General features: G+C 72.8%; 17 protein-coding genes. 3 read left to right on the top strand and 14 right to left on the bottom strand.

Features of this window, described 5'->3' with window-relative positions:
- The first annotated feature begins 37 nt into the window (after positions 1 to 37).
- The gene (locus IG69_RS0103150) at positions 38 to 325 is read left to right on the top strand and encodes a hypothetical protein (protein ID WP_157577311.1); all 288 of its coding nucleotides are present in this window, start codon (positions 38 to 40) and stop codon (positions 323 to 325) included.
- Positions 326 to 409: 84 nt separating this feature from the next.
- Complete coding sequence (locus IG69_RS20825) at positions 410 to 1,417, top strand: ATP-binding protein (protein WP_051750100.1); 1,008 nt, start codon at positions 410 to 412, stop codon at positions 1,415 to 1,417.
- An 18-nt stretch (positions 1,418 to 1,435) separates the two neighbouring features.
- Here IG69_RS20825 and IG69_RS0103140 read toward each other — a convergent pair whose 3' ends face one another.
- The 4 genes from IG69_RS0103140 to IG69_RS0103125 all read right to left on the bottom strand — a co-directional run bounded on the left by IG69_RS0103140 (position 1,436) and on the right by IG69_RS0103125 (position 6,197).
- Complete coding sequence (locus tag IG69_RS0103140; protein ID WP_030526723.1) at positions 1,436 to 2,326, bottom strand: SDR family NAD(P)-dependent oxidoreductase; 891 nt, start codon at positions 2,324 to 2,326, stop codon at positions 1,436 to 1,438.
- Positions 2,323 to 3,507, bottom strand: a complete 1,185-nt coding sequence (locus IG69_RS0103135; protein ID WP_030526722.1) for a zinc-dependent alcohol dehydrogenase — start codon at positions 3,505 to 3,507, stop codon at positions 2,323 to 2,325. The genes IG69_RS0103140 and IG69_RS0103135 overlap by 4 nt, the downstream gene beginning before the upstream one ends.
- 222 nt (positions 3,508 to 3,729) lie before the next feature.
- Entirely contained in the window at positions 3,730 to 5,034 is a 1,305-nt protein-coding gene (locus IG69_RS0103130) for a D-arabinono-1,4-lactone oxidase (protein WP_245616061.1), read from the bottom strand.
- Positions 5,031 to 6,197, bottom strand: a complete 1,167-nt coding sequence (locus IG69_RS0103125) for an alanine racemase (RefSeq protein WP_245616060.1) — start codon at positions 6,195 to 6,197, stop codon at positions 5,031 to 5,033. The genes IG69_RS0103130 and IG69_RS0103125 overlap by 4 nt, the downstream gene beginning before the upstream one ends.
- Positions 6,198 to 6,226: 29 nt before the next feature.
- Between IG69_RS0103125 and IG69_RS0103120 the strand changes: the two genes are divergently transcribed.
- Positions 6,227 to 7,546 (top strand): MFS transporter, encoded by a 1,320-nt coding sequence (locus IG69_RS0103120; protein WP_051750098.1) that lies wholly within the window; start codon positions 6,227 to 6,229, stop codon positions 7,544 to 7,546.
- Here IG69_RS0103120 and IG69_RS0103115 read toward each other — a convergent pair.
- Genes IG69_RS0103115 through nuoF form a run of 10 tightly spaced genes read right to left on the bottom strand, consistent with a single transcriptional unit; the run spans position 7,530 to position 20,440 of the window.
- Positions 7,530 to 8,540, bottom strand: a complete 1,011-nt coding sequence (locus IG69_RS0103115; RefSeq protein ID WP_030526718.1) for a polyprenyl synthetase family protein — start codon at positions 8,538 to 8,540, stop codon at positions 7,530 to 7,532. The two genes, IG69_RS0103120 and IG69_RS0103115, sit on opposite strands and share 17 nt — an antisense overlap.
- Before the next feature lie 11 nt (positions 8,541 to 8,551).
- A complete protein-coding gene (nuoN, locus tag IG69_RS0103110; RefSeq protein ID WP_030526717.1) occupies positions 8,552 to 10,111 on the bottom strand; it encodes an NADH-quinone oxidoreductase subunit NuoN in 1,560 nt (519 codons plus the stop codon).
- Positions 10,111 to 11,652 carry an NADH-quinone oxidoreductase subunit M gene (locus IG69_RS0103105; protein WP_030526716.1) on the bottom strand — a complete coding sequence of 514 codons (1,542 nt, stop codon included), beginning with the start codon at positions 11,650 to 11,652 and terminating at the stop codon, positions 10,111 to 10,113. The genes nuoN and IG69_RS0103105 overlap by 1 nt, the downstream gene beginning before the upstream one ends.
- The gene (gene nuoL, locus IG69_RS0103100; protein ID WP_030526715.1) at positions 11,649 to 13,562 is read right to left on the bottom strand and encodes an NADH-quinone oxidoreductase subunit L; all 1,914 of its coding nucleotides are present in this window, start codon (positions 13,560 to 13,562) and stop codon (positions 11,649 to 11,651) included. Before nuoL ends, IG69_RS0103105 begins: the two co-directional genes overlap by 4 nt.
- Positions 13,563 to 13,603: 41 nt before the next feature.
- Positions 13,604 to 13,903, bottom strand: a complete 300-nt coding sequence (gene nuoK / locus IG69_RS0103095) for an NADH-quinone oxidoreductase subunit NuoK (RefSeq protein WP_030526714.1) — start codon at positions 13,901 to 13,903, stop codon at positions 13,604 to 13,606.
- Entirely contained in the window at positions 13,900 to 14,670 is a 771-nt protein-coding gene (locus tag IG69_RS0103090; RefSeq protein ID WP_030526713.1) for an NADH-quinone oxidoreductase subunit J, read from the bottom strand. Before IG69_RS0103090 ends, nuoK begins: the two co-directional genes overlap by 4 nt.
- Positions 14,667 to 15,284: an NADH-quinone oxidoreductase subunit NuoI gene (gene nuoI, locus IG69_RS0103085; protein ID WP_036828718.1), complete on the bottom strand. Its 618-nt coding sequence runs from the start codon at positions 15,282 to 15,284 to the stop codon at positions 14,667 to 14,669. The genes IG69_RS0103090 and nuoI overlap by 4 nt, the downstream gene beginning before the upstream one ends.
- Complete coding sequence (gene nuoH / locus IG69_RS0103080) at positions 15,277 to 16,647, bottom strand: NADH-quinone oxidoreductase subunit NuoH (RefSeq protein ID WP_030526711.1); 1,371 nt, start codon at positions 16,645 to 16,647, stop codon at positions 15,277 to 15,279. Before nuoH ends, nuoI begins: the two co-directional genes overlap by 8 nt.
- Complete coding sequence (locus IG69_RS0103075) at positions 16,644 to 19,118, bottom strand: NADH-quinone oxidoreductase subunit G (protein WP_030526710.1); 2,475 nt, start codon at positions 19,116 to 19,118, stop codon at positions 16,644 to 16,646. The genes nuoH and IG69_RS0103075 overlap by 4 nt, the downstream gene beginning before the upstream one ends.
- The gene (nuoF, locus tag IG69_RS0103070; protein WP_030526709.1) at positions 19,115 to 20,440 is read right to left on the bottom strand and encodes an NADH-quinone oxidoreductase subunit NuoF; all 1,326 of its coding nucleotides are present in this window, start codon (positions 20,438 to 20,440) and stop codon (positions 19,115 to 19,117) included. Before nuoF ends, IG69_RS0103075 begins: the two co-directional genes overlap by 4 nt.
- Between the last annotated feature and the right edge of the window lie 300 nt (positions 20,441 to 20,740).

The raw sequence follows: 20,740 nt of genomic DNA, 5'->3' as shown, positions 1-20,740 counted from the left end.
TCGGCCGAAGCCGTGGCCGTCGGTGCAGGATGGCCCGGTGGACGACGAGGTCGAGGTCAGCGCGATGGCGATCAACGTCGCCGTGCCGGAGCGCCTGCGGTGGACGGACTCGCGCCGCGGCGAGGAGTTCCTCCTGACGACGCTCAACGTCCGGATGCTCCCCGACGGCACGCTCGCCGCGAAGGCCTACGGGCGTCCCACGGCCGGTGGGCGCGGTGCGTACACGTCCTTCCGGGTGCCCGACTCCCCCGAGCTGCGGGCCCTCGTCGAGGCGGCCGCCACCCGGGCTGCGGAGCGGTGGTCCGCCCACCGCGGCCTGGCGTGACGCTCGTCGCGCCCTCTCCACCCCTGCCGGGCCGGTCCGTCACTGCGGTCCTCCTCGACCGGCGGGGCGCCCATGATGGGCTCCATGGACTGGTACCTCGACCGGCACGACCAGCTCGGCGAGCTGCGCCGCGAGATCGGCCGGTACCTGGCCCGGCACGCGCTCCCGGACCGGGAGGCGGTCGAGGACGCCGAGCTCGTCGTCAGCGAGGCCGTCGGCAACGCGCTGCGCCACACCGCCGGCCCGGTGTGGGTGTCCCTCTCCTGGGCCGAGGAGCACCCCGCGCTCACCGTCTACGACGTCGGAGGCTCCCTCCCGCGGCCCCTGCCGCCGGGCACCGCGCCGGCCCCGTCGACGGACGCGGACGACCTCGCCGGGCTCGCCGACCTTCCGGAGTCGGGCCGCGGCATGGGGATCATCGGGCTGCTCGCCCACGACGTCGTCTCGCGGCTGCGACGGGAGTCCGGGACCGTCGTCTCGATGCGGTTGGCCGTCTCGCGCAGGCCGACCCACAGCGTCGACCCGCCCCGACGCGACGGAGGGCTGCTGCCCGCGCTCGACGAGGCCGGCCCGGACGGCGGCTTCGGCCGCGAGTCGTTCCTGCGCGCCCTCGTCGTCCAGATGTCGCGGGCGGTCGAGCACCACCACGGGCCGGACGCGGCGGAGGCCACGGTCGCCCAGGTGGGCATCGACGTCGGGGGGCAGATGGAGGCCGAGTTCCGCCTCGCCGAGCAGGTCGTCGGCCGGCTCTCGCCGCAGGACCTCGGCCGCTGCTACGTCCGCCTCAAGCACGCCATCGACGGTGGGTTCAGCGTGCTCGAAGCCACCGACGAGCGCGTGGTCCTCGTCAACACCCGCTGCCCCTTCGGCGAGACGGTCCGCCAGGCGCCGGCCCTCTGCCGAATGACCTCGAGCGTCTTCGGCGGCATCGCCGCGCGCAACCACGACGTCGGCGCCTCCGTGCTCCTCGAGGAGCGGATCGCGGTCGGCGACCCCGGCTGCCGCGTCGTCGTCTACCTCGGGCAGGCGCCGGCCGACGTCTCGCCATTCGCGCACCACTACGGCACGCCGGCCGGCCCCGCCGTGGTGTGAGGCCGGCGGGACGAACGCTCAGGACAGGCGGCGGCTCCAGCGGCCGTGGACGGCCTCACCCTCCGGCGTGGGGTCGAGGACGTTGCCCGGAGAGTTCGCCACCTCCTCGCGGCCGAGGCCGCTCAGCCGCATGAGCGGGGTGACGAGCACGTCGAAGACTGCCGGCAGGAGCCGGAACCCCGCCACGACGACGCCGTTGAGCGGACCGACCATGACCTCCCGCTTCGGCGACCAGAGCGCGCGGACCGCCGCGGCGGCCACCTTCTCGGGCGGGTCGACCGGGGGCGGCGGACGGCCGTGCCGCTGCAGGTAGGTGCCGGCCTGGAGGTAGACGGGCGTGTCGACCCCACCGGGCCAGACGAGGCTCACGTCGATGCCCGGGGTGGCGCGCGCCTCGATCTGCAGGGTGCGCACGAGGCCGTGCACGCCCCACTTGGCCGTGACGTAGGAGCTCATGTAGGGCGTGCTGATCTTGCCGAGCAGCGACCCGACGACGACGAGGCTGCCCCGTCCCCGGGCGCGGAACGCCTCGAGCGCCAGGCGCGCCACGTTGGCGGTGCCCCCCAGCGTGCTCGCGAGCGCACCGTCGAACACCTCGGCCGGGACGTCCTCGAACCGTCCGTAGGTGAGCGCGGCGGCGGAGTGGACGACGCCGTCGAGCGGCCCGAGCTCGGTCCGCGCCCGCTCGAACGCGGCCTCCAGCGCGTCGCGGTCGGTCACGTCCGCGACGGTGACGACGGCTCGCACCCCGAGCTCCTCGCACTGCGCGCGGACCTCCTCGAGCACCTCCTCCGAGCGCGACAGCAGGGCGACGTCGACGCCCGAGGCCGCCAGCTGCAGCGCCGTCGCGCGCCCGATGCCGCTCGACGCGCCGGTCACGAGCACGGTGCGCCCGGGGACACCCCTCACGGCTGGAGCACCACCTTGACGCAGCCGTCGGACTTGGCCTGGAACATCTCGTAGCCGCGGGGCGCCTCGGCCAGCGGGAGCACGTGGGTCGCCAGGTCCTCGAGGCCGAGCGGGTCGGCGGAGTCCAGGACGTGCGGCATGATCTCGTCGATCCACCGCTTGACGTGGCACTGCCCCATCCGGACGGTGATGCCGCGGTCGAACATCTCCATCATCGGCAGCGGGTCGACCTCGCCGCCGTAGACCCCGCTGATGCTCACCGTGCCCGCGCGCCGCACGGACTTGAAGGACGCGGTGAGCGCCGCGAGCCGGTCGATGGCGACGCGGTCGATGAGCGGTCGGGCCAGCGCGTCGGGCAGCAGCCCCACCGCGGCCTGCGCGGTCGCGGCGAGCGGCGACCCGTGCGCCTCCATCCCCACGGCCTCGAGCACGCCGTCCGGGCCGCGCCCCCCGGTGAGGTCGAGCAGCGCGCCGGGGACGTCGTCGACCTCGCGCAGGTCCACCGTCTCGATGCCGTACCGCTGCGCGAGGGCGAGCCGCTCGGGCACGAGGTCGACGCCGATGACCCGATCCACGCCCAGCTGCTTCGCGATGCGGGTCGCCAGCTGCCCGACCGGCCCCAGGCCCATGACGGCGAGCGTGCCGCCCGGCTCGACGTCGGCGTAGCGCACGCCCTGCCAGGCCGTCGGCAGGATGTCGGAGAGGTAGAGGAAGCGGGTGTCGGGGTGCTCGTCCGGCACCTTGACGGGCCCGAAGTGCGCCTGCGGCACCCGCAGGTACTCGGCCTGCCCGCCGGGGACCGCGCCGTAGAGGCTCGTGTAGCCGAAGAGCGACGCGCCCTTGCCCTGGTCGCGCACCTGCGTGGTCTCGCACTGCGCGTAGAAGCCGCGTTCGCACATCCAGCAGGAGCCGCAGGAGATGTTGAAGGGGATGACGACCCGGTCCCCCGGCGCGATGTGCGTCACCTCGGGGCCGACCTCCTCGACGACCCCCATCGTCTCGTGCCCGAGGACGTCACCCGGCGTGAGGTACGCGCCGAGCACCTCGTACAGGTGCAGGTCGGAGCCGCAGATCGCCGTCGAGGTCACGCGGATCACCGCGTCGGTCGGTTCTTGGATGCGCGGGTCCGGCACGTCCTCGACCCGCACGTCCCGCTTGCCCTGCCACGTCAGTGCCTTCACGCCGTCGTCCTCTCGTCCCCGAGCGCGACGTGGTCGTCGCGCTCGTCACGAGGACCCCTCCCCCGGATCGCCCGTCCGCAAACGGTCCGGCGCGGGGTTCGTCGCACCGATGTCGAGGGTTGCCGGTCCGGTCGAGCGAACAGGACACGCCGTCCGCCGGCGCGCGGGACGGCGTGTCCTGCTCACTCGACGGGGTGCAGCCGCCGGGCGGGGGTGCTGGTGTCAGGCGTCCAGGAGGTGCGCGACGTGGGCGTTGGTGAAGAGGCGGGTCGGGTCGAGGCGGTCGCGAACGGCCCGGTAGTCGTCGAACCGGGGGTAGAGCGCCTGCAGCCGTTCGGCGCCGAGGGTGTGGACCTTGCCCCAGTGCGGCCGCCCCTCGTGCTCGGCGACGATCGCCTCGAAGGCGGCGAACAGGCGCGAGGGGTCCATCCGGTGGTACTGGTGCACGGCGACGTAGGCGTTGTCGCGCTCGTAGGCCGTCGAGAGCCAGACGTCGTCGGCCCCGACGAAGCGCACCTCGACCGGGAAGGGCACCGGCTCACCGGAGCGCTCGAACCAGGCGCGCAGCTCCTCGAGCACCGGCACGACCGACGCCCGCGGCACCGCGTACTCCGACTCCACGAACCGCACCTCGCGCGAGGAGCAGAACACCCTCCACGAGTCGTCGGTGTACTCCCGGGCCCCGAGCACCCGGGCGCTCAGCCGGTTGACGCGCGCCGTCGCGGCCGGCGCGCGGGTCAGCACCCGGTTGACCCCCTCGTAGAGGCGGTTGGCCAGCAGGTCGTCGTCGAGGCGCCGGCGCCATCCGGGCAGTGGCCCCGGCCCCTCCCCCGGCGCGACCCGGTCGTTGCGCTTGAGCAGCACCCGGTCGGTGTGCGGGAACCAGTGCATGTCGACGTGGTCGTGCGCGTCGGCCAGGTCGTGGATGCCCTCGAGCACCGCCGAGAACGACTCCCCCGACTCGCGGGCGTGCAGCCGGAACGCCGCCACGCACTGCAGCTCGACCTCGACGACCACCCCGAGCGCGCCCAGCCCGACCCGCGCGGCCTCGAACACCTCGGGCGACTCCTCGGCCGAGCAGCGCAGCAGCGACCCGTCGGCGAGCACGAGCACCAGCCCGCAGACCGCCGCCGCGATGCCCTGCAACCGCACCCCGGTGCCGTGCGTCCCGGTCGAGATCGCCCCGCTGATGGTCTGCCGGTCGATGTCGCCGAGGTTGGGCAGCGCCAGGCCGAGCGCCTGCAGCGCGGGGTTGAGGCGGTGCAGCGGGGTGCCGGCCGCGACGCACACCCGCATCCGGTCGCGGTCCACGACGAGGACGCCGGTCAGGCCGTCGAGGCGCAGCAGCACCCCGTCGGTGGCGACGAGCGGCGTGAACGAATGCCCGGTGCCCGCCACCCGCAGCCGGAGCCCGCGCCCGGCCGCCGACCGCACGGCGCCGACGACGCCCTCGACCGTCGAGGTGTCCGTGACGACGCGTGGGTGCGCGACGACGTTGCCGCCCCAGTTGCGCCAGGTCGCGCTCATCCGTGGTTCCATCCCTCTCCGCGGTAGGTCGGCACCGAGTCGACGAGCCGCCCGCCCCGCACGAGGTGGAGGGTGTCGAAGCGCTCGAGCAGCTCGCCGGCCTTCGCGCCGCGCATCCACACACGGTCGCCGAGCGCGAGGCCGTGGACGCCGTCGCCGCTGACGGGCGTCTGCACCTCGCCCGCCGCCTCGGTGCGCAGCAGCGACCACCCGCGCCGCACGGGTGCCGGCACCCGCGACCAGCCGGGCTCGCCGCTCGCGACGTACCCGCCGCCGAAGGCCGTGACGACGTCGCGGGCGGGCCGCCGGACGACGTCGAGCGCGTAGGCCATCGCGGGGCGGGGGCTGAAGGCGTCGTAGCCGTCGAACAGGGTCGGGGCGTAGAGGCCGGACCCGGCCGCGAGCTCGGTGACGGAGTCGTCGCCCGTGAACGTGTGCAGGCTGCCGGTGCCGCCGCCGTTGACGAAGCGCAGGTCCGCCTCGGCCCGCACCGCCGCCACGACGGCCGCCCGCCGCTCGCGCAGCTCGGCCACCGAGCGCCGCTTGAGCAGGCGGACCGGCGGGGTGTCGGGCAGGCCGGCCACCTGCGCGTCGTAGAACATCAGGCCACGCACCTCCAGGCCGATGCCCTGCGCAGCCCGCGCCACCGCGAGGGCCTGGGCCGGCGTGCGGGTCGGCGAGCGGCGCACCCCGAGGTGCAGCCGGCCGACGCGCACGGAGCAGTCGACGTCGACGGCCACCCCGACGCCCCGCACCGCCGGTCCGAGGGTGTCGCGCAGCCACCGGACGTGCTCGACCGAGTCGACGGTCAGCGTCACCTCGCGCCGCAGGTCGTCGTCGCCGGCCACCTCGCCGACGGCCGCGGCGTCGACCGAGGGGTACGCGACGTAGAGGTCGCGCAGGCCGGCGCGTCCGAGGCGCACGGCCTCGCGCACGGCGTAGGCCATCACCCCGGCGAACCCCGGGCGCGCCAGCACGTCGTCGAGCACCCACCGGCAGCGCAGCGACTTCGACGCGACCCGGACCGGCCGGCCGCCCGCCCGCCGCACGAGGTCGGCGGCGTTGGCCTCGTAGGCGTCGAGGTCGAGGACGACGAGCGGCGCGGGCAGGCCCGCGGTCGCCGCGTCCCACTGGGCGGTCACGCCGTCGGGCACCGGTTCCACGGGGCCGACCCTAGTGCGATGCTGGCGCCGTGACACCGGTCGACGGGGACTTCGTCGGGGAGCGCGTGCTCCCGCCGCGCGGTCTCCCCCACCGTGCGTGGCTCGTCGCCGCCGTCACCCTCGCCGCGCTCGTCGCGGCCGCGGCCTTCCGCTCCTCGACCGGGGTGCTGCTCGAGCCGGTCGAGGCCGAGTTCGGGTGGTCGCGCGCGACGACCTCCGGCGCGGTCAGCCTCAACCTCGTCCTCTACGGGCTGACGGCCCCGTTCGCCGCCGCCTTCATGGAGCGGTTCGGGGTGCGGCGAACCGTCGCCGTCGCGCTCGTCGTCGTCGGCCTGTCGAGCGCCGCGACGACCGTGATGACCTCCGCGTGGCAGCTCTGGCTGCTCTGGGGCGTGCTCATCGGGATCGGCACCGGCGCGATGGCGCTCGTCCTCGGCGCCGTCGTCGCCAACCGCTGGTTCGAGCGGCACCGCGGGCTCGTCACCGGCATCTTCTCCGCGGCCAACGCCACCGGCCAGCTGCTGTTCCTGCCGGTCATCGCGCGGGCCGCGGCGGGGCCGGGATGGCGCTGGGCCGCCGGCGTCGTCGCCGTCCTCGCCCTGCTCGTCGCCGTCCTCGTCGCGCTGCTGCTCACCGACCACCCGCGCGACCGCGGCCTGCTGCCCTGGGGCGCGACCTCGGCCGCCCCTCCGGTGGCCGCCTCGACCGAGTCACCGGCCCGCCGCGCCGTCTCGACCCTCGTGCGCGTCTCGCGCCGCTGGCCGTTCTGGGCGCTCGTGCTGACCTTCTGGGTCTGCGGCTGGTCGACCAACGGCATCATCCAGACGCACTTCGTCCCCGCCGCCCACGACCACGGGATGCCCGCGACGACCGCCGCCGGGCTGCTCGCCGTCGTCGGCGTCTTCGACACCGCCGGCACGGTCGGGTCCGGCTGGCTGACCGACCGGGTCGACCCCCGGCTCCTGCTGGCCGGCTACTACGGCGGGCGCGGGCTGTCGCTGCTCGCGCTCGACGCCGTGCTCGCGCCGGGTGTCGAGCCGGGGATGTGGGTGTTCATCGTCTTCTACGGCCTCGACTGGGTCGCGACCGTGCCACCGACGGTCGCCCTGTGCCGCACGCACTTCGGGGTCGCGGACTCCGGCGTCGTCTTCGGGTGGGTGTTCGCGTCGCACATGGTCGGCGCCGGGGTCGGGGCGAGCGTCGCGGGCTGGGTCCGCACCGCGCAGGGCGACTACCACTGGGCGTGGGTCGGGGCCGCCGTCCTCTGCTTCGCCGCCGTCGCGCTCGCACTGGCCATCCCCCGGCGGCCGGTGCGCGAGCAGGAGCCGGTGCTCAGCCCACTCGGGTGACGACGCCGGTGGCGAGCGCGTACAGCGCGTCCTTGGCGTCGCCGGCCGGCAGCGGCTCGAGCACCGACTGGGCCCGGCTCGCCACGGCGAAGGTGTGCTCGCGCGCCCGGTCCATCGCGGGGTGGGCGCGCAGCAGCTCCAGCGCCTCGGCGAGGCGCGCGTCGTCGTCGAGGTCACCGCGCAGCAGCTCCTGGAGCCGCGCGTCGGCCGGGTCGGTGGAGGCGAGCACGTGCAGCACCGGGAGGGTGCGCTTGCCCTCGCGCAGGTCGGTGCCGGGGGTCTTGCCGGTCTCGTCGGCCTCGGAGGAGATGTCGATGAGGTCGTCGGCCAGCTGGAAGGCGACCCCGAGCCGCTCGCCGTACTCGCGCATCACCTCGACGGTCGCGTCGTCGCAGCCGCCGAACATCGCGCCGTAGCGGGCGGCGGTGGCGATGAGGACTCCGGTCTTGTCGGCGAGCACCCGCAGGTAGTACTCGACCGGGTCCAGCCCCTCGGGGCACGGTCGGTCGTCGCGGATCTGCCCGGCGCACAGCCGGACGAAGGTCTGCGCCTGGATCTTGACCGCCTGCGGCCCGAGGTCGGCGACGATGTCGGACGCCGTGCCGAAGAGCAGGTCCCCGACGAGGATCGCGGTCGAGTTGTCGTACAGCGCGTTGGCCGAGGGGGCCCCGCGGCGCACGTCGGCCTCGTCCATCACGTCGTCGTGGTAGAGCGACGCGAGGTGGGTCAGCTCGACGCCCGCGGCCGCCGCGACGACCTCGTCGGACACCCCCGTGCCGAGCTCGGAGGCGAGCAGGGTGAGCAGCGGCCGGAACCGCTTGCCCCCGGCGGCGGTGAGGTGCGACGACGCCTGCGCGATGAACGGGTCGTCGTGGTCGACGCGCTGCGTGATGAGCGCCTCGACCCGGGCGAGCCCGTCGGTCAGCCGCTCGCGCAGCGCGTCCCCGGCGCCGGGCAGCGCGAGGACCGACGGGGTCCCCCGCTGCGCCGTCACCCCACCGGTGCTCACAGCAGGAACTGCGAGGCGTTGTTCGCGAGCTGCAGCACCACGGCCGGGGCGACGCCCGCGACGACGGTGATCGCGACACCGAGGGTGATGCCGATCGTCGACGGCACCGACGGCTGGAGGGCGACGACGCCCTCGGCCGGCTCGGTGAAGTACATGAGCACGATGAGCCGCACGTAGACGAACGCGGTGACCGCGGAGGCGAGGACACCGACGACGACCATGACGACACCCGAGGTGCCCGACTCGACGGCCGGCGCGAACGCCGCGAACTTGGCCGTGAAGCCGCTGGTCAGCGGGATGCCCGCGAAGGCCAGGAGCAGGAAGGCGAAGACGCCGGCGACGACCGGGTGGTTGCGGCCCAGGCCCGCCCACTGCGACAGGTGCGAGGCCTCGGAGCCGTCCTGGCGGACCATCGCCACGATGGCGAAGGCGGCGATGGTCGTCGCGCCGTAGGCGAGCAGGTAGAACATCACGCCGCCGATCGCGCTCTGCGAGAACGCGAGCACACCGACGAGGATGAACCCGGCGTGGGCCACCGAGGAGTACGCGAGGAGGCGCTTGACGTCGGTCTGCGTCACCGAGAGGACCGCGCCGACGACCATCGTGAGGATGGCGATGACGACGACGCCGATCTGCCAGTCCCAGCGGTTCGCGCCGACACCGACGTAGGTGAGGCGCAGGATCGCGCCGAAGGCCGCGAGCTTGGTGCAGGCCGCCATGAAGCCGGTGACCGGGGTCGGCGCGCCCTGGTAGGCGTCCGGCGTCCACGAGTGGAACGGCACCGCGCCGACCTTGAACAGCAGGCCCACGAGCACGAGCACGACGCCCGGCAGGAGCAGGCCCTCGAGGTCGCCCGAGTTGGTGCGGATGGCCGTCGCGATGGCCGCGAGGTCCGAGGAGCCGGCGTAGCCGAACAGCAGCGCCGCCCCGAAGAGGAAGAACGCGCTGGAGAAGGCCCCGAGGAGGAAGTACTTCAGGGCCGCCTCCTGCGAGAGCAGCCGGCGCCGGCGGGCCAGGCCCGTCATGACGTAGAGCGGCAGCGAGAGGACCTCGAGCCCGACGAAGAGCGTGATGAGGTCGTTCGCCGAGACGAACACCATCATCCCGAGCACCGCGAAGAGCGTCAGCGGGAAGACCTCGGAGGTCGCGTACCCGGCGCGGGTCGCGGCGTCCTCCTGGTGCGAGCCCGGCGTCGAGGCGCCCATCGGCGTGAACGCGTCAGAGCCGGTGCCGCCGAAGCGCTCGGCCATGACGAGGACGCCGATCGTCGCGAGGAGCAGCAGCGTGCCCTGGAGGAAGAGCGAGACCCCGTCGACGGCGACCGAGCCACCGAGGGTGATCGACTGGTGGTCACGGCTCCACACGGCGAGGACGACGAGGGCGGCCACGAGGACGCCCGTCGTCAGCCAGACCTGGATGGCGTGCCGCTTCGCCCGGGGCGCGAAGGCCTCGACGAGGACACCGACGAGGGCACCCGCGACGACGAGGAACATCGGCAGGACCGCGAGGTAGTCGATGCTCACGGCCTTGAACTCGGCCGGCATCACGCTCGGCATCACTTGGAACTCCCGGAGGCGTCGGTGGCGGCGGCCGGGTCGGTGACGCCGACGATCTGCAGCGTCTTGTCCACGGCCGGGTTGATGATGTCGAGCACCGGCTTCGGGTAGAAGCCGAGGACGACGAACGAGGCGATGATCGGCGCGACGACCCACCGCTCGCGCGAGGAGAGGTCGCGCGGGGCGCTCCCCTCGGCGAAGGAGGGCTTCGGGCCGGTCATGACGCGCTGGTACATGAGGAGGATGTACAGCGCGGCGAGCACGATGCCGAGCGCCGCGATGACGGCCGCGACCTTGTAGCGCATGAACGTGCCCTGGAGCACGAGGAACTCGGAGACGAAGCTCGACAGGCCGGGCAGCGCCAGCGAGGACAGGCCCGCGATGAGGAAGGTGCCGGCGAGGACGGGCGTGACCCGCTGCCAGCCGCCGTAGTCGGGGATGCGCTTGCTGCCGTGCCGGGTCACGAGGAAGCCGGCGATGAGGAACAGGCCGGCCGTCGAGAAGCCGTGGTTGACCATGTAGAGGGTCGACCCGGCGCCGCCGACGCTCGTCATCGCGAAGATGCCGAGGACGATGAAGCCGAAGTGGCTGATCGAGGTGAAGGCGATGAGCCGCATCATGTCGGTCTGGCCGATCGCGAGCAGCGCGCCGTAGATGACCGAGATGACCGCGAGGGTGATGACCACCGGGGTCGCCCACTGCGAGGCCTCCGGGAAGAGCTGGAGGCAGAAGCGGATCATCCCGTAGGTGCCGACCTTGTCGAGGACGCCGACGAGGAGCACGGCGGTCGCCGGGCGCGACTCGGTGGCGGCGTCCGGCAGCCAGGTGTGGACCGGCCACATCGGGGCCTTGACCGCGAAGGCGATGAAGAAGCCGACGAACATCCAGCGCAGGGCGGCCGTCGAGCCGTCCATGCCGCCGATGAGGTTCTCGACGAGGAAGCCGTCCTGCCCGCCCGGGCCCGCGAAGTACACCGCGATGACCGACACGAGCATGACGAGCCCGCCGGCGAGCGAGAAGAGGAGGAACTTGACCGCCGCGTATTGCCGCTGCGGGCCGCCGTACAGCCCGATGAGGAAGTACACCGGGATGAGCATCGCCTCGAAGAAGACGTAGAAGAGGAAGACGTCGGTGGCGGCGAAGACGCCGACCATGAACGCCTCGAGGACGAGCATGAGCGCGAAGTAGCGCTTGAGCCGCCCGGCCTCGGCCTCGGGGACGTCGTTCCAGGCCGCGAGGAGGCAGACCGGCACGAGGATCGCGGCCATGACGATGAGCGCCAGCGCGATGCCGTCGACCCCGAGCGCGTACGAGACGCCGAACTGCGGGATCCACGCGTGCGTCTCGGTCAGCTGGAACATCGCGGTCGACCCGGAGTCGAACGCCACCCACGCGAGGACCGCGAGGACGAGGGTCACCAGCGAGGCCCCGAGGGCGACCGGGCGCGCGAGGCGCACCGAGCCGTTCGGCAGGGCCGCGACGACGACCGCGCCGAGGACCGGCACGACCATCATCAGGGTGAGGAGGGGCAGGGAGGTCACTGGATCACCCACAGAGCACCGAGGACGGCGACGACACCGGTGAGCATCGTCAGGGCATACGACCGGGCGTAGCCGGTCTGGAGGCGACGCAGCCTCGAGGAGAACCCGCCGACGAGGGCGGCGAGGCCGCCGGCCGCGCCGTCGACCCCCTTGCCGTCGACGTAGACGAGCGAGCGGGTCAGGTGGATGCCCGGCCGCATGAACAGGCCCTCGTTGACGGCGTCCTGGTAGAGGTCGACGCGCGCCGCGCGGGTGAGCACCGAGCCGCGCGGGGCGACCTCGGGCACGTCCTCGTTCCAGTACTGCCGCCACGCGAGGAAGATCCCGACGGCGACGAAGAGCAGGGTCAGGCCCATGAGCACCGGCACCGCGAGCACCGGGTGCTCCTCGCCGTGCTCGCCGACGACCGGCGCGAGCCACGAGACGATCGGGGCGGTCTCGGCGAACGGCCACGCAAGGAGCAGGCCGAGGAAGGCCGAGCCACCGGCGAGGACCATCATCGGGACGGTCATGATCTTGGGCGACTCGTGCGGGTGCACGTCGTCGGTCCAGCGCTTCTCGCCGTGGAAGGTCATGAAGAACAGGCGCGACATGTAGAAGGCGGTGACCCCGGCGCCGACGAGCGCGGCGGTGCCGAGGACCCAGGGCTGCCAGCCCTCGCCGACGAAGGCGGCCTCGATGATCTTGTCCTTGGACCAGAAGCCCGAGAACGGCGGGACACCGAGGATCGCGAGCCAGCCGAGGCCGAAGGTGGCCCAGGTGATCTTCATGGCGCCCGACAGCCCGCCGAAGCGGCGCATGTTGACCTGGTCGTTCATGCCGTGCATGACCGACCCGGCGCCGAGGAACATCCCGGCCTTGAAGAAGCCGTGCGTCAGCAGGTGGAAGATCGCGAAGGCGTAGCCGACCGGGCCCAGGCCCGCCGCGAGCATCATGTAGCCGATCTGGCTCATCGTCGAGGCCGCGAGGGCCTTCTTGATGTCGTCCTTCGCGCAGCCGACGACCGCACCGAAGACCAGCGTGATCGCGCCGACGATCGCGACGGCGAGCGCGGCGTCCGGGGCGGCGTCGAAGATGACGTGCGAGCGCACGACGAGGTAGACGCCGGCGGTGACCATCGTCGCCGCGTGGATGAGCGCGGACACCGGCGTCGGGCCGGCCATCGCGTCACCGAGCCAGGACTGGAGCGGGAACTGCGCCGACTTGCCGCAGGCCCCGACGAGCAGGAGCAGCCCGATCGCGGTGAGGGTCGACTGGTTCGCGCCGGCGACGCCCTCGTTGACGGTCGCGTAGTCGACGCCGCCGAAGGTGATGAACATCGTCATGATCGCGATGGACAGGCCGAGGTCGCCGACGCGGTTGACGAAGAACGCCTTGTTGGCCGCGCTCGCGTAGGCCGGGTTCCAGTTCCAGAAGCCGATGAGGAGGTAGGACGCCAGCCCCACGCCCTCCCAGCCGACGAAGAGGAGCAGGTAGCTGTCGGCGAGGACGAGGACGAGCATCGCCGCGACGAAGAGGTTGAGGTAGGCGAAGAAGCGCCGCTTGTCGGGGTCGTGCTCCATGTACCCGAGGGAGTACACGTGGATGAGCGAGCCGACGAACGTGATGAGCATGACGAACGCGACCGACAGCGGGTCGACGAGCATCCCGAGGTCGAGGTCGAACGACCCCGCCGGCACCCAGCTCCACAGCGTCAGGTGGTGGGCGCGCGCCCCCGCGTCCTGGCCGAGCAGCTGGACGAGCACGACGACGCCGACGCCGAAGCTCGCCCAGGACAGACCCGTGGCCAGCGCGGGGCCGACCTTGTTCGTGCGGCGTCCCCCGAGGAGGAGGATCGCCGCACCGAGGAGGGGCAGCGCGACGAGCAGCCACGCGACCGACGCGGCGCCGGTCGCGGGGGCCGCGGTCATCGCGTCGCCCTCGGTGATCAGAGAGTGCACGTCCTACTCCTTCAGAGCTTCAGCAGGTTCGCGTCGTCGACCGAGGCCGACCGGCGGGACCGGAAGATCGCCATGATGATCGCGAGGCCGACGACGACCTCCGCGGCCGCGACGACCATGACGAAGAGGGCGAGGACCTGGCCGTCGAGCGAGCCGTGCATCCGCGCGAACGTCACGAAGACGAGGTTCGCGGCGTTGAGCATCAGCTCGACCCCCATGAACACGATGATCGCGTTGCGCCGGGTGAGGACGGTGGCCGCCCCGATGGCGAAGAGGATGGTCGCCAGGTAGATGTAGTTGACCAGGCTCATCGCTCGCCTCCTTCGCGCACGTCGCGCTCGATCTGGCGCTCGCCCTCGGTGTAGACCTCGGGCGAGCGGTTCTGGTCGCGGGCGGTGAGCACGCGCGAGACGGACAGCTCCGACGGGGTGCCGTCGGGCAGGAGGGCCGGGGTGTCGACGGCGTTGTGGCGCGCGTAGACACCGGGCGCCGGCAGGCCGGCGAGGTGCTCGCCGCCCTGGAAGCGCCGCTTGCTCCACTCCTTCTGGTTCGGGCCCTTGCCGAGGCGCTCGCGGTGGGCGAGGACCATGGCGCCGAGGGCCGCGGTGATGAGCAGCGCGCTCGTGATCTCGAAGACCCAGACGTAGCGGCCGAAGATCAGCTGCGCGACGCCCGACACGTTGCCCTGGTCGGCGTTGATCGACGCGACGCCGACCGGGTCGCCGAGGGCGACGTGGCCGACCGAGAACCCGAGCAGCCCGCCGAGGCCGAGCACGAGGACGACGGTGGCCCAGCGCTGGCCGGACAGCGTCTCGACGAGGCTGTCGCTGGAGTCGACACCGACGAGCATGAGCACGAAGAGGAAGAGCATCATCACGGCGCCGGTGTAGACGAAGATCTGGATGACGCCGAGGAAGTCGGCGTCCTGCGCGATGTAGAAGACGCCGAGGATGATCATCGTCAGGGCCATGCCGAGGGCGGCGTGGACGGCCTTCCTCGCGAAGACCAGGCCCAGGGCCCCGAGCACCGCGAGGGGCCCGAGGATCCAGAACATGACCTCCTCACCGGTGCCGGTCACGAGCCCACCTCCGCGTCCTGCTCGCCGCCGGCGCGGGCCGCGACGACCTCGCGCTGGCTGTCCGTGGCCTCGGTGACCTTGCCGAGGTAGTAGTCGCGCTCCTCCATGCCGTCGGCCATCGGGAACGGCGGCTGGAGCATGCCCGGCTGGAGCGGGGCGAGGAGCTGGTCCTTGGTGAAGATGAGGTCCGCGCGGTTGTTGTCGGCGAGCTCGTAGAAGTTCGTCATCGTCAGCGCACGCGTCGGGCACGCCTCGATGCACAGCCCGCAGAAGATGCAGCGCAGGTAGTTGATCTGGTAGACGCGGCCGTAGCGCTCGCCCGGGCTGAACCGGCCCGCGCCGCCCTCGGTGTCGTCGTTGTTCGCGCCCTCGACGAGGATCGCGTCGGCCGGGCAGGCCCATGCGCACAGCTCGCAGCCGACGCACTTCTCGAGCCCGTCGGGGTGACGGTTGAGCTGGTGGCGCCCGTGGAAGCGCGCCTGGGTCGGACGCTTCTCCTCCGGGTACTCCTCGGTGATGACCTTGCGGAACATCGTCGAGAACGTGACGCCGAAGCCGGCGACGGGGGCGAACAGGTCGGAGAAGAAGCCAGACTTCTTCTGCTCGTCAGCCACGAGTGGCCTCCTCGGTCTCGGGACGGGCGGCGAGGGCGAGCGAGGGCTCGCGCAGGCGCTGCCCGGGCATCGGCGGGACGGGGTGCCCACCGGCGTAGGGGTCGATCTCGTCGGGCACGCCCGGGTGCATCGAGGCCTCCTTGCGCTCGGCCCGGCTGTCCCACAGCCAGCCGGCCACGAGCGCCGCGACCGCGATGATGCCGACGAGGGCGAGCGAGAAGGTCGGGAAGCTGCGGCCCGCGACGACGACGTCACCGCCGAGCCAGCCGTTCTGGCCGGCGCGGAAGAACGCGACGAGGACGACCCAGCCGAGCGTCGTCGGGATGAGGAACTTCCACCCGAAGCGCATGAACTGGTCGTAGCGGACGCGCGGGAGGGAGCCACGCAGCCAGACGAAGACGAACATGAAGGCCCACAGCTTGGCGGTGAACCACAGGACGCCCCACCAGCCCTCGTTGAACATGCCGCCGTTGATGGCCGCGATGCCGGGAGGAGCCTCGGGCCCGCCGAGGAACATCGTCGTCGCCAGGGCCGCGACGGTGAACATGTTGATGTACTCGCCGAGGAAGAACATGGCGAAGCGCATCGAGCCGTACTCGGTGTGGAACCCACCGGTCAGCTCGCCCTCGCCCTCGGCGAGGTCGAAGGGGAGGCGGTTGGTCTCGCCGACCATCGTGATGACGTAGACGAAGAAGCTGAAGAACGCCGGGACGATGAACCAGAGGTCACGCTGCGCGCCGACGATCTGCGAGGTCGACATCGAGCCGGCGTAGAGGAAGACCGCCACGAGCGAGAGGCCCATCGCGATCTCGTAGGAGATCATCTGGGCCGACGCGCGCAGGCCACCCATGAGCGGGTAGGGCGAGCCGGAGGACCAGCCGGCGAGGACGACTCCGTAGATGCCGATGCCCGCGACGGCGAGCACGAGGAGCACCGCGACGGGGGTGTCGGTCAGCTGGAACGGCGTCGTGTGCCCGAACATCGACACCTCGCCGGCCAGCGGCATGATCGAGAACGAGACGAAGCACATCGTCGCCGTGATGAGCGGCGCGAGGGTGAAGACGAACGCGTCGGACGCCTTGGGCCGCACGTCCTCCTTGAGCATCGACTTCATGCCGTCGGCGAGGGTCTGGAGCAGACCGAACGGGCCGTTGCGGTTCGGGCCCGGACGCTGCTGCATCCGACCGATGACGCGGCGCTCGAACCAGATGACGAGCAGCGTCGAGACCAGCAGGTAGACGAAGATGATCAGCGCCTTGACCAGGCTGAGCCACAGCGGGGTGTCGCTGAAGTCGGCCGCGGGGTTGTCGGTGCCCGCCGTGGCGAGCGTGCCGAGACCGGCCAGCGCGGTGACGGTGCTCATCGCGCACCCTCCTTCGAGACGGTGACGAGCGCACCGGGTGCGCCCGCGAGGGTCGCCCGCAGGTCGCAGCCCTGCGAGTTGGTCGGGAGCCAGACGACGTGGTCCGCCATCTCGCTCACGAGGACGGGCGCGGTGACCGTGGTCTGCGCCGCGCGCACGGTGAGGTGGTCGCCGTCGACGACGCCGAGCGCCTGCGCGGTGGCCGCCGAGATGCGGGCCACGGGCTTCGGGGCGGTGCCCGCGAGGAACGGCTCGCCGTCCTGGAGGGTGCCGCGGTCGAGCAGGTGGCGCCACGTCGCGAGGACGAGCGTGCCCTCGGTCAGCTCCGGGACCTCGCCGGCCTCGGCGACCGGGGCCGCCGGACGCGCGCCGGCCCACGGGCCGAGCGACTGCATCTCGGACCGGACCTCGCGCAGCGTGCGGGTCCCGAGGAACTCGCCCATCTCGTCGGCGAGCATCTCGAGCGCGCGGTAGTCGCTGACGTAGGAGGTGTCGAGCGCGGCCTCGAAGGCCCGGACCCGGCCCTCCCAGTCGACGAACGAGCCGCCCTTCTCGGCGTGCGCCGCGACGGGCAGGACGACGTCGGCGTGCTCGGTGACCGCCGAGCGGCGGATCTCGAGGGAGACGACGAACGGGGCGGCGAGGGCCGCGGCCGCGGCGTCGCTGCCGAGGTCGGCCGGGTCGACACCACCGACGACGAGGGCGCCCAGCTCACCGGAGGCGGCCGCGGCGACGATGCCCGCGGTGTCGCGGCCCGGTGCCTCCGGCAGCGCGGCGACCTGCCACGCGGCGGCGATCTCGGCGCGGGCGGCGGCGTCGGCGACCGGACGGCCACCGGGCAGGAGGGTCGGCAGCGCGCCGGCCTCGAGCGCCCCGCGCTCGCCCGCCCGACGCGGCACCCACGCGAGGCGCGCGCCGGTGGACTCGGCGAGGGCGGCCGCCGCGCTCAGCGCGCCGGGGACCATCGCGAGCCGCTCGCCGACGAGGACGATGCCGCCCTCGCGCAGGCCGCGGGCGGCCTCCTCGACGACCTCGCTGCCGGAGCCCTCGGCGAGGGCGCCCAGCACCTCGGGCTCGGTGCCCGGGGCGGTCGGGATGAGCGTGCCGCCCATCTTCGCCAGGCCCCGGGTGGCGACCGCGGAGACGGCGAAGACGCGGGTCTTGTGCTTGCGGTAGGCCTTGCGCAGGCGCAGGAACACGATCGGGGACTCGTCCTCGGGCTCGAAGCCCACGAGGAGGACCTGACCGACGCGCTCGAGGTCCGTGTACGTGACGGCGCCACCCTCCGGCCCCGTGCCGACGACGGTCGAGGCGAGGAAGTCCGCCTCCTCGGCCGAGTGCGGGCGGGCGCGGAAGTCGACGTCGTTCGTGCCGAGCACGGTGCGGGCGAACTTGCCGTAGGCGTAGGCGTCCTCGGCGCTGACGCGACCGCCGACCAGCACGCCGGCCTTCGCGCCGCGCAGGCCCTCGGCCGCGCGCTCGAGCGCCTCGCGCCACGACGCGACGCGCAGCTCGCCGTCCTCGCCGCGGACCATCGGGTACTCGAGGCGGTCGGCGGTGCTCGCGTAGGCGAAGGCCCAGCGGCCCTTGTCGCAGTTCCACTCGTCGTTGACGAGCGGGTCGGCGGTCGCCATCCGGCGCAGGACCGTGCCGCGGCGGTGGTCGGTGCGGGTCGCGCAGCCGCTCGCGCAGTGCTCGCAGACGCTCGGGGTCGACACGAGGTCGAACGGGCGGCTGCGGAAGCGGTAGGCCGAGCCGGTCAGCGCGCCGACCGGGCAGATCTGGACGGTGTTGCCCGAGAAGTAGGACTCGAACGGCTTCTCCTCGTAGATGCCGACCTGCTGCAGCGCACCGCGCTCGACGAGGGCGATGAACGGGTCACCGGCGACCTGGTCGGAGAAGCGGGTACAGCGCGCGCACAGGACACAGCGCTCGCGGTCGAGCAGCACCTGCGAGGAGATGTTGATCGGCTTGGGGTAGGTGCGCTTGACGTCCTCGAAGCGCGAGGTGCTGCGCCCGTTGCTCATCGCCTGGTTCTGCAGGGGGCACTCGCCGCCCTTGTCGCAGACCGGGCAGTCCAGCGGGTGGTTGATGAGCAGCAGCTCCATGACGCCCTTCTGCGCCTTGTCGGCGCCCTCGGACGTGTACTGCGTCTTGACGACCATGCCGGGGGCGACGGTCATCGTGCAGGAGGCCTGCGGCTTCATCCGGCCGGGCGGGCCCTGCATCTGCGTGGGCTCGCCGGGGGTGCCGTCCGGGCCCGGGCGACCGGGCATCCAGACCTCGACGAGGCACTGGCGGCAGGCACCGACGGGGTCCAGGCCCGGGTGGTCGCAGAAGCGCGGGATGTCGATCCCGGCGGTCTCGGCGGCGCGGATGATGAGGGTGCCCTTGGGCACCGACACCTCGACGTCGTCGATGGTCAGCGCGACGAGCTCGACCGGGGCCTGGGTCTCGGGCGTGGCAGTCATGCGGAGACGGTCTCCTTCGCGCCACCGGCCGTCGCCCACAGGGTCGAGGCGGCCCGGTCGAACGGGCAGCCTCCGTGGGTCAGGTGGGCGACGTACTCGTCACGGAAGTACTGGATCGAGCTCGTGATGGGGCTCGTCGCGCCGTCACCGAGGGCGCAGAAGCTGCGGCCCAGGATGTTGTCGCAGATGTCGAGGAGCTTGTCGAGGTCCTCCTCGCTGCCCTCCCCGTGCTCGAGCCGGCCGAGGATCTGCTTGAGCCACCACGTGCCCTCGCGGCACGGGGTGCACTTGCCGCAGGACTCGTGCTTGTAGAAGTCGGTCCACCGGTCGACGGCGCGCACGACGCAGACCGTCTCGTCGAAGACCTGGAGGGCACGGGTGCCGAGCATCGAGCCGGCCGCGGCGACGTTCTCGAAGTCGAGCGGCACGTCGAGGTGCTCGTCGGTGAAGAGCGGGGTCGAGGACCCGCCGGGGGTCCAGAACTTCAGCTTCTTCTCGGGGTCGCGCATCCCGCCGCAGAGCTCGATGAGCTCGCGCATCGTGATGCCGAGCGGGGCCTCGAACTGGCCGGGGTTCTTCACGTGGCCGGAGACCGAGAAGATGCCGAAGCCGGTGGACTTCTCGGTGCCCATGCCGGTGAACCAGTCGACGCCCTCGAGGATGATCCCGGGAACGGAGGCGATGGACTCGACGTTGTTCACCGACGTGGGGCGGGCGTAGAGGCCCGCCGCACCCGGGAACGGCGGCTTGCTGCGCGGCTGGCCGCGGCGGCCCTCGAGCGAGTCGAGGAGCGCGGTCTCCTCGCCGCAGATGTACGCGCCGGCGCCGGCGTGGACGGTGATGTCGACGGTGCGCCCGGAGCCCTTGATGTCGGCGCCGAGCAGGCCGGCCTCGCGGGCCTCCTCGACCGCGCGCAGGAGGCGGCGGTAGACGTGGACGACCTCGCCGCGCAGGTAGATGAAGGCGTGCTCGCAGCCGATGGCGATCGAGCTGATGATGATGCCCTCGATGAGGACGTGCGGGTTCGCCATCATCAGCGGGGTGTCCTTGCACGTCCCCGGCTCGGACTCGTCGGCGTTGACGACGAGGTAGCGCGGGCCGCCGTCCGGCGGGGCCATGAAGGACCACTTCATGCCGGTCGGGAAGCCGGCGCCGCCGCGGCCGCGGAGGCTGGAGTCCTTGACCATCGCGAGGATGTCGGCCGGCTCCATCGAGAGGGCCTTGTCGAGGGCCCGGTAGCCACCGCCGTCGCGGTAGGTCGCGAGCGTCCAGGACGTGGGGTGGTCCCAGTCGCGGGTGAGGATCGGGGTCAGCGCGGTCATCACTTGCCCTTCCCGTCGCTGTCGTCGGTGTCGTCGCCGGTGGCGTCGAAGAGGGTCGCCTCGGGCGAGGCGTCGTGGTCGGTCGGGACGCTGGCCGTCTGGGCCGAGACGACGGCGCGGCGGGCCTTGCCGGTCGGCTCGGACTTCTGGCCGGGGGCGACGTCGACGGCGTCGGCCTTCGCCTCGGCCTGGCGGGCCACGCCCTGGACGCCGTCACCCGTCGAGACGACGGCGGGGCCATCGTCCTTCGTGGGGGTCGCGTCGTCGCTGTCGTCCGCGGCCTTCGCGTCGCCCTCGTGC

Source organism: Phycicoccus jejuensis (assembly GCF_000720925.1).
GTDB classification, from domain to species: Bacteria; Actinomycetota; Actinomycetes; order Actinomycetales; family Dermatophilaceae; genus Phycicoccus; species Phycicoccus jejuensis.
The sequence above is the reverse complement of the archived record's forward strand: the minus strand, read 5'-3'. Positions and strand labels throughout refer to the sequence as shown.

Bases quoted from the DNA above. Each gene is read 5' to 3' on its own strand.
- IG69_RS20825 (WP_051750100.1), top strand. From the start codon at position 410: ATGGACTGGTACCTCGACCGGCACGACCAGCTCGGCGAGCTGCGCCGC.
- IG69_RS0103130 (WP_245616061.1), bottom strand. From the start codon at position 5,034: ATGAGCGCGACCTGGCGCAACTGGGGCGGCAACGTCGTCGCGCACCCA.
- nuoN (WP_030526717.1), bottom strand. From the start codon at position 10,111: ATGCCGAGCGTGATGCCGGCCGAGTTCAAGGCCGTGAGCATCGACTAC.
- nuoL (WP_030526715.1), bottom strand. From the start codon at position 13,562: ATGACCGCGGCCCCCGCGACCGGCGCCGCGTCGGTCGCGTGGCTGCTC.
- nuoK (WP_030526714.1), bottom strand. From the start codon at position 13,903: ATGAGCCTGGTCAACTACATCTACCTGGCGACCATCCTCTTCGCCATC.
- nuoH (WP_030526711.1), bottom strand. From the start codon at position 16,647: ATGAGCACCGTCACCGCGCTGGCCGGTCTCGGCACGCTCGCCACGGCG.
- IG69_RS0103075 (WP_030526710.1), bottom strand. From the start codon at position 19,118: ATGACTGCCACGCCCGAGACCCAGGCCCCGGTCGAGCTCGTCGCGCTG.
- nuoF (WP_030526709.1), bottom strand. From the start codon at position 20,440: ATGACCGCGCTGACCCCGATCCTCACCCGCGACTGGGACCACCCCACG.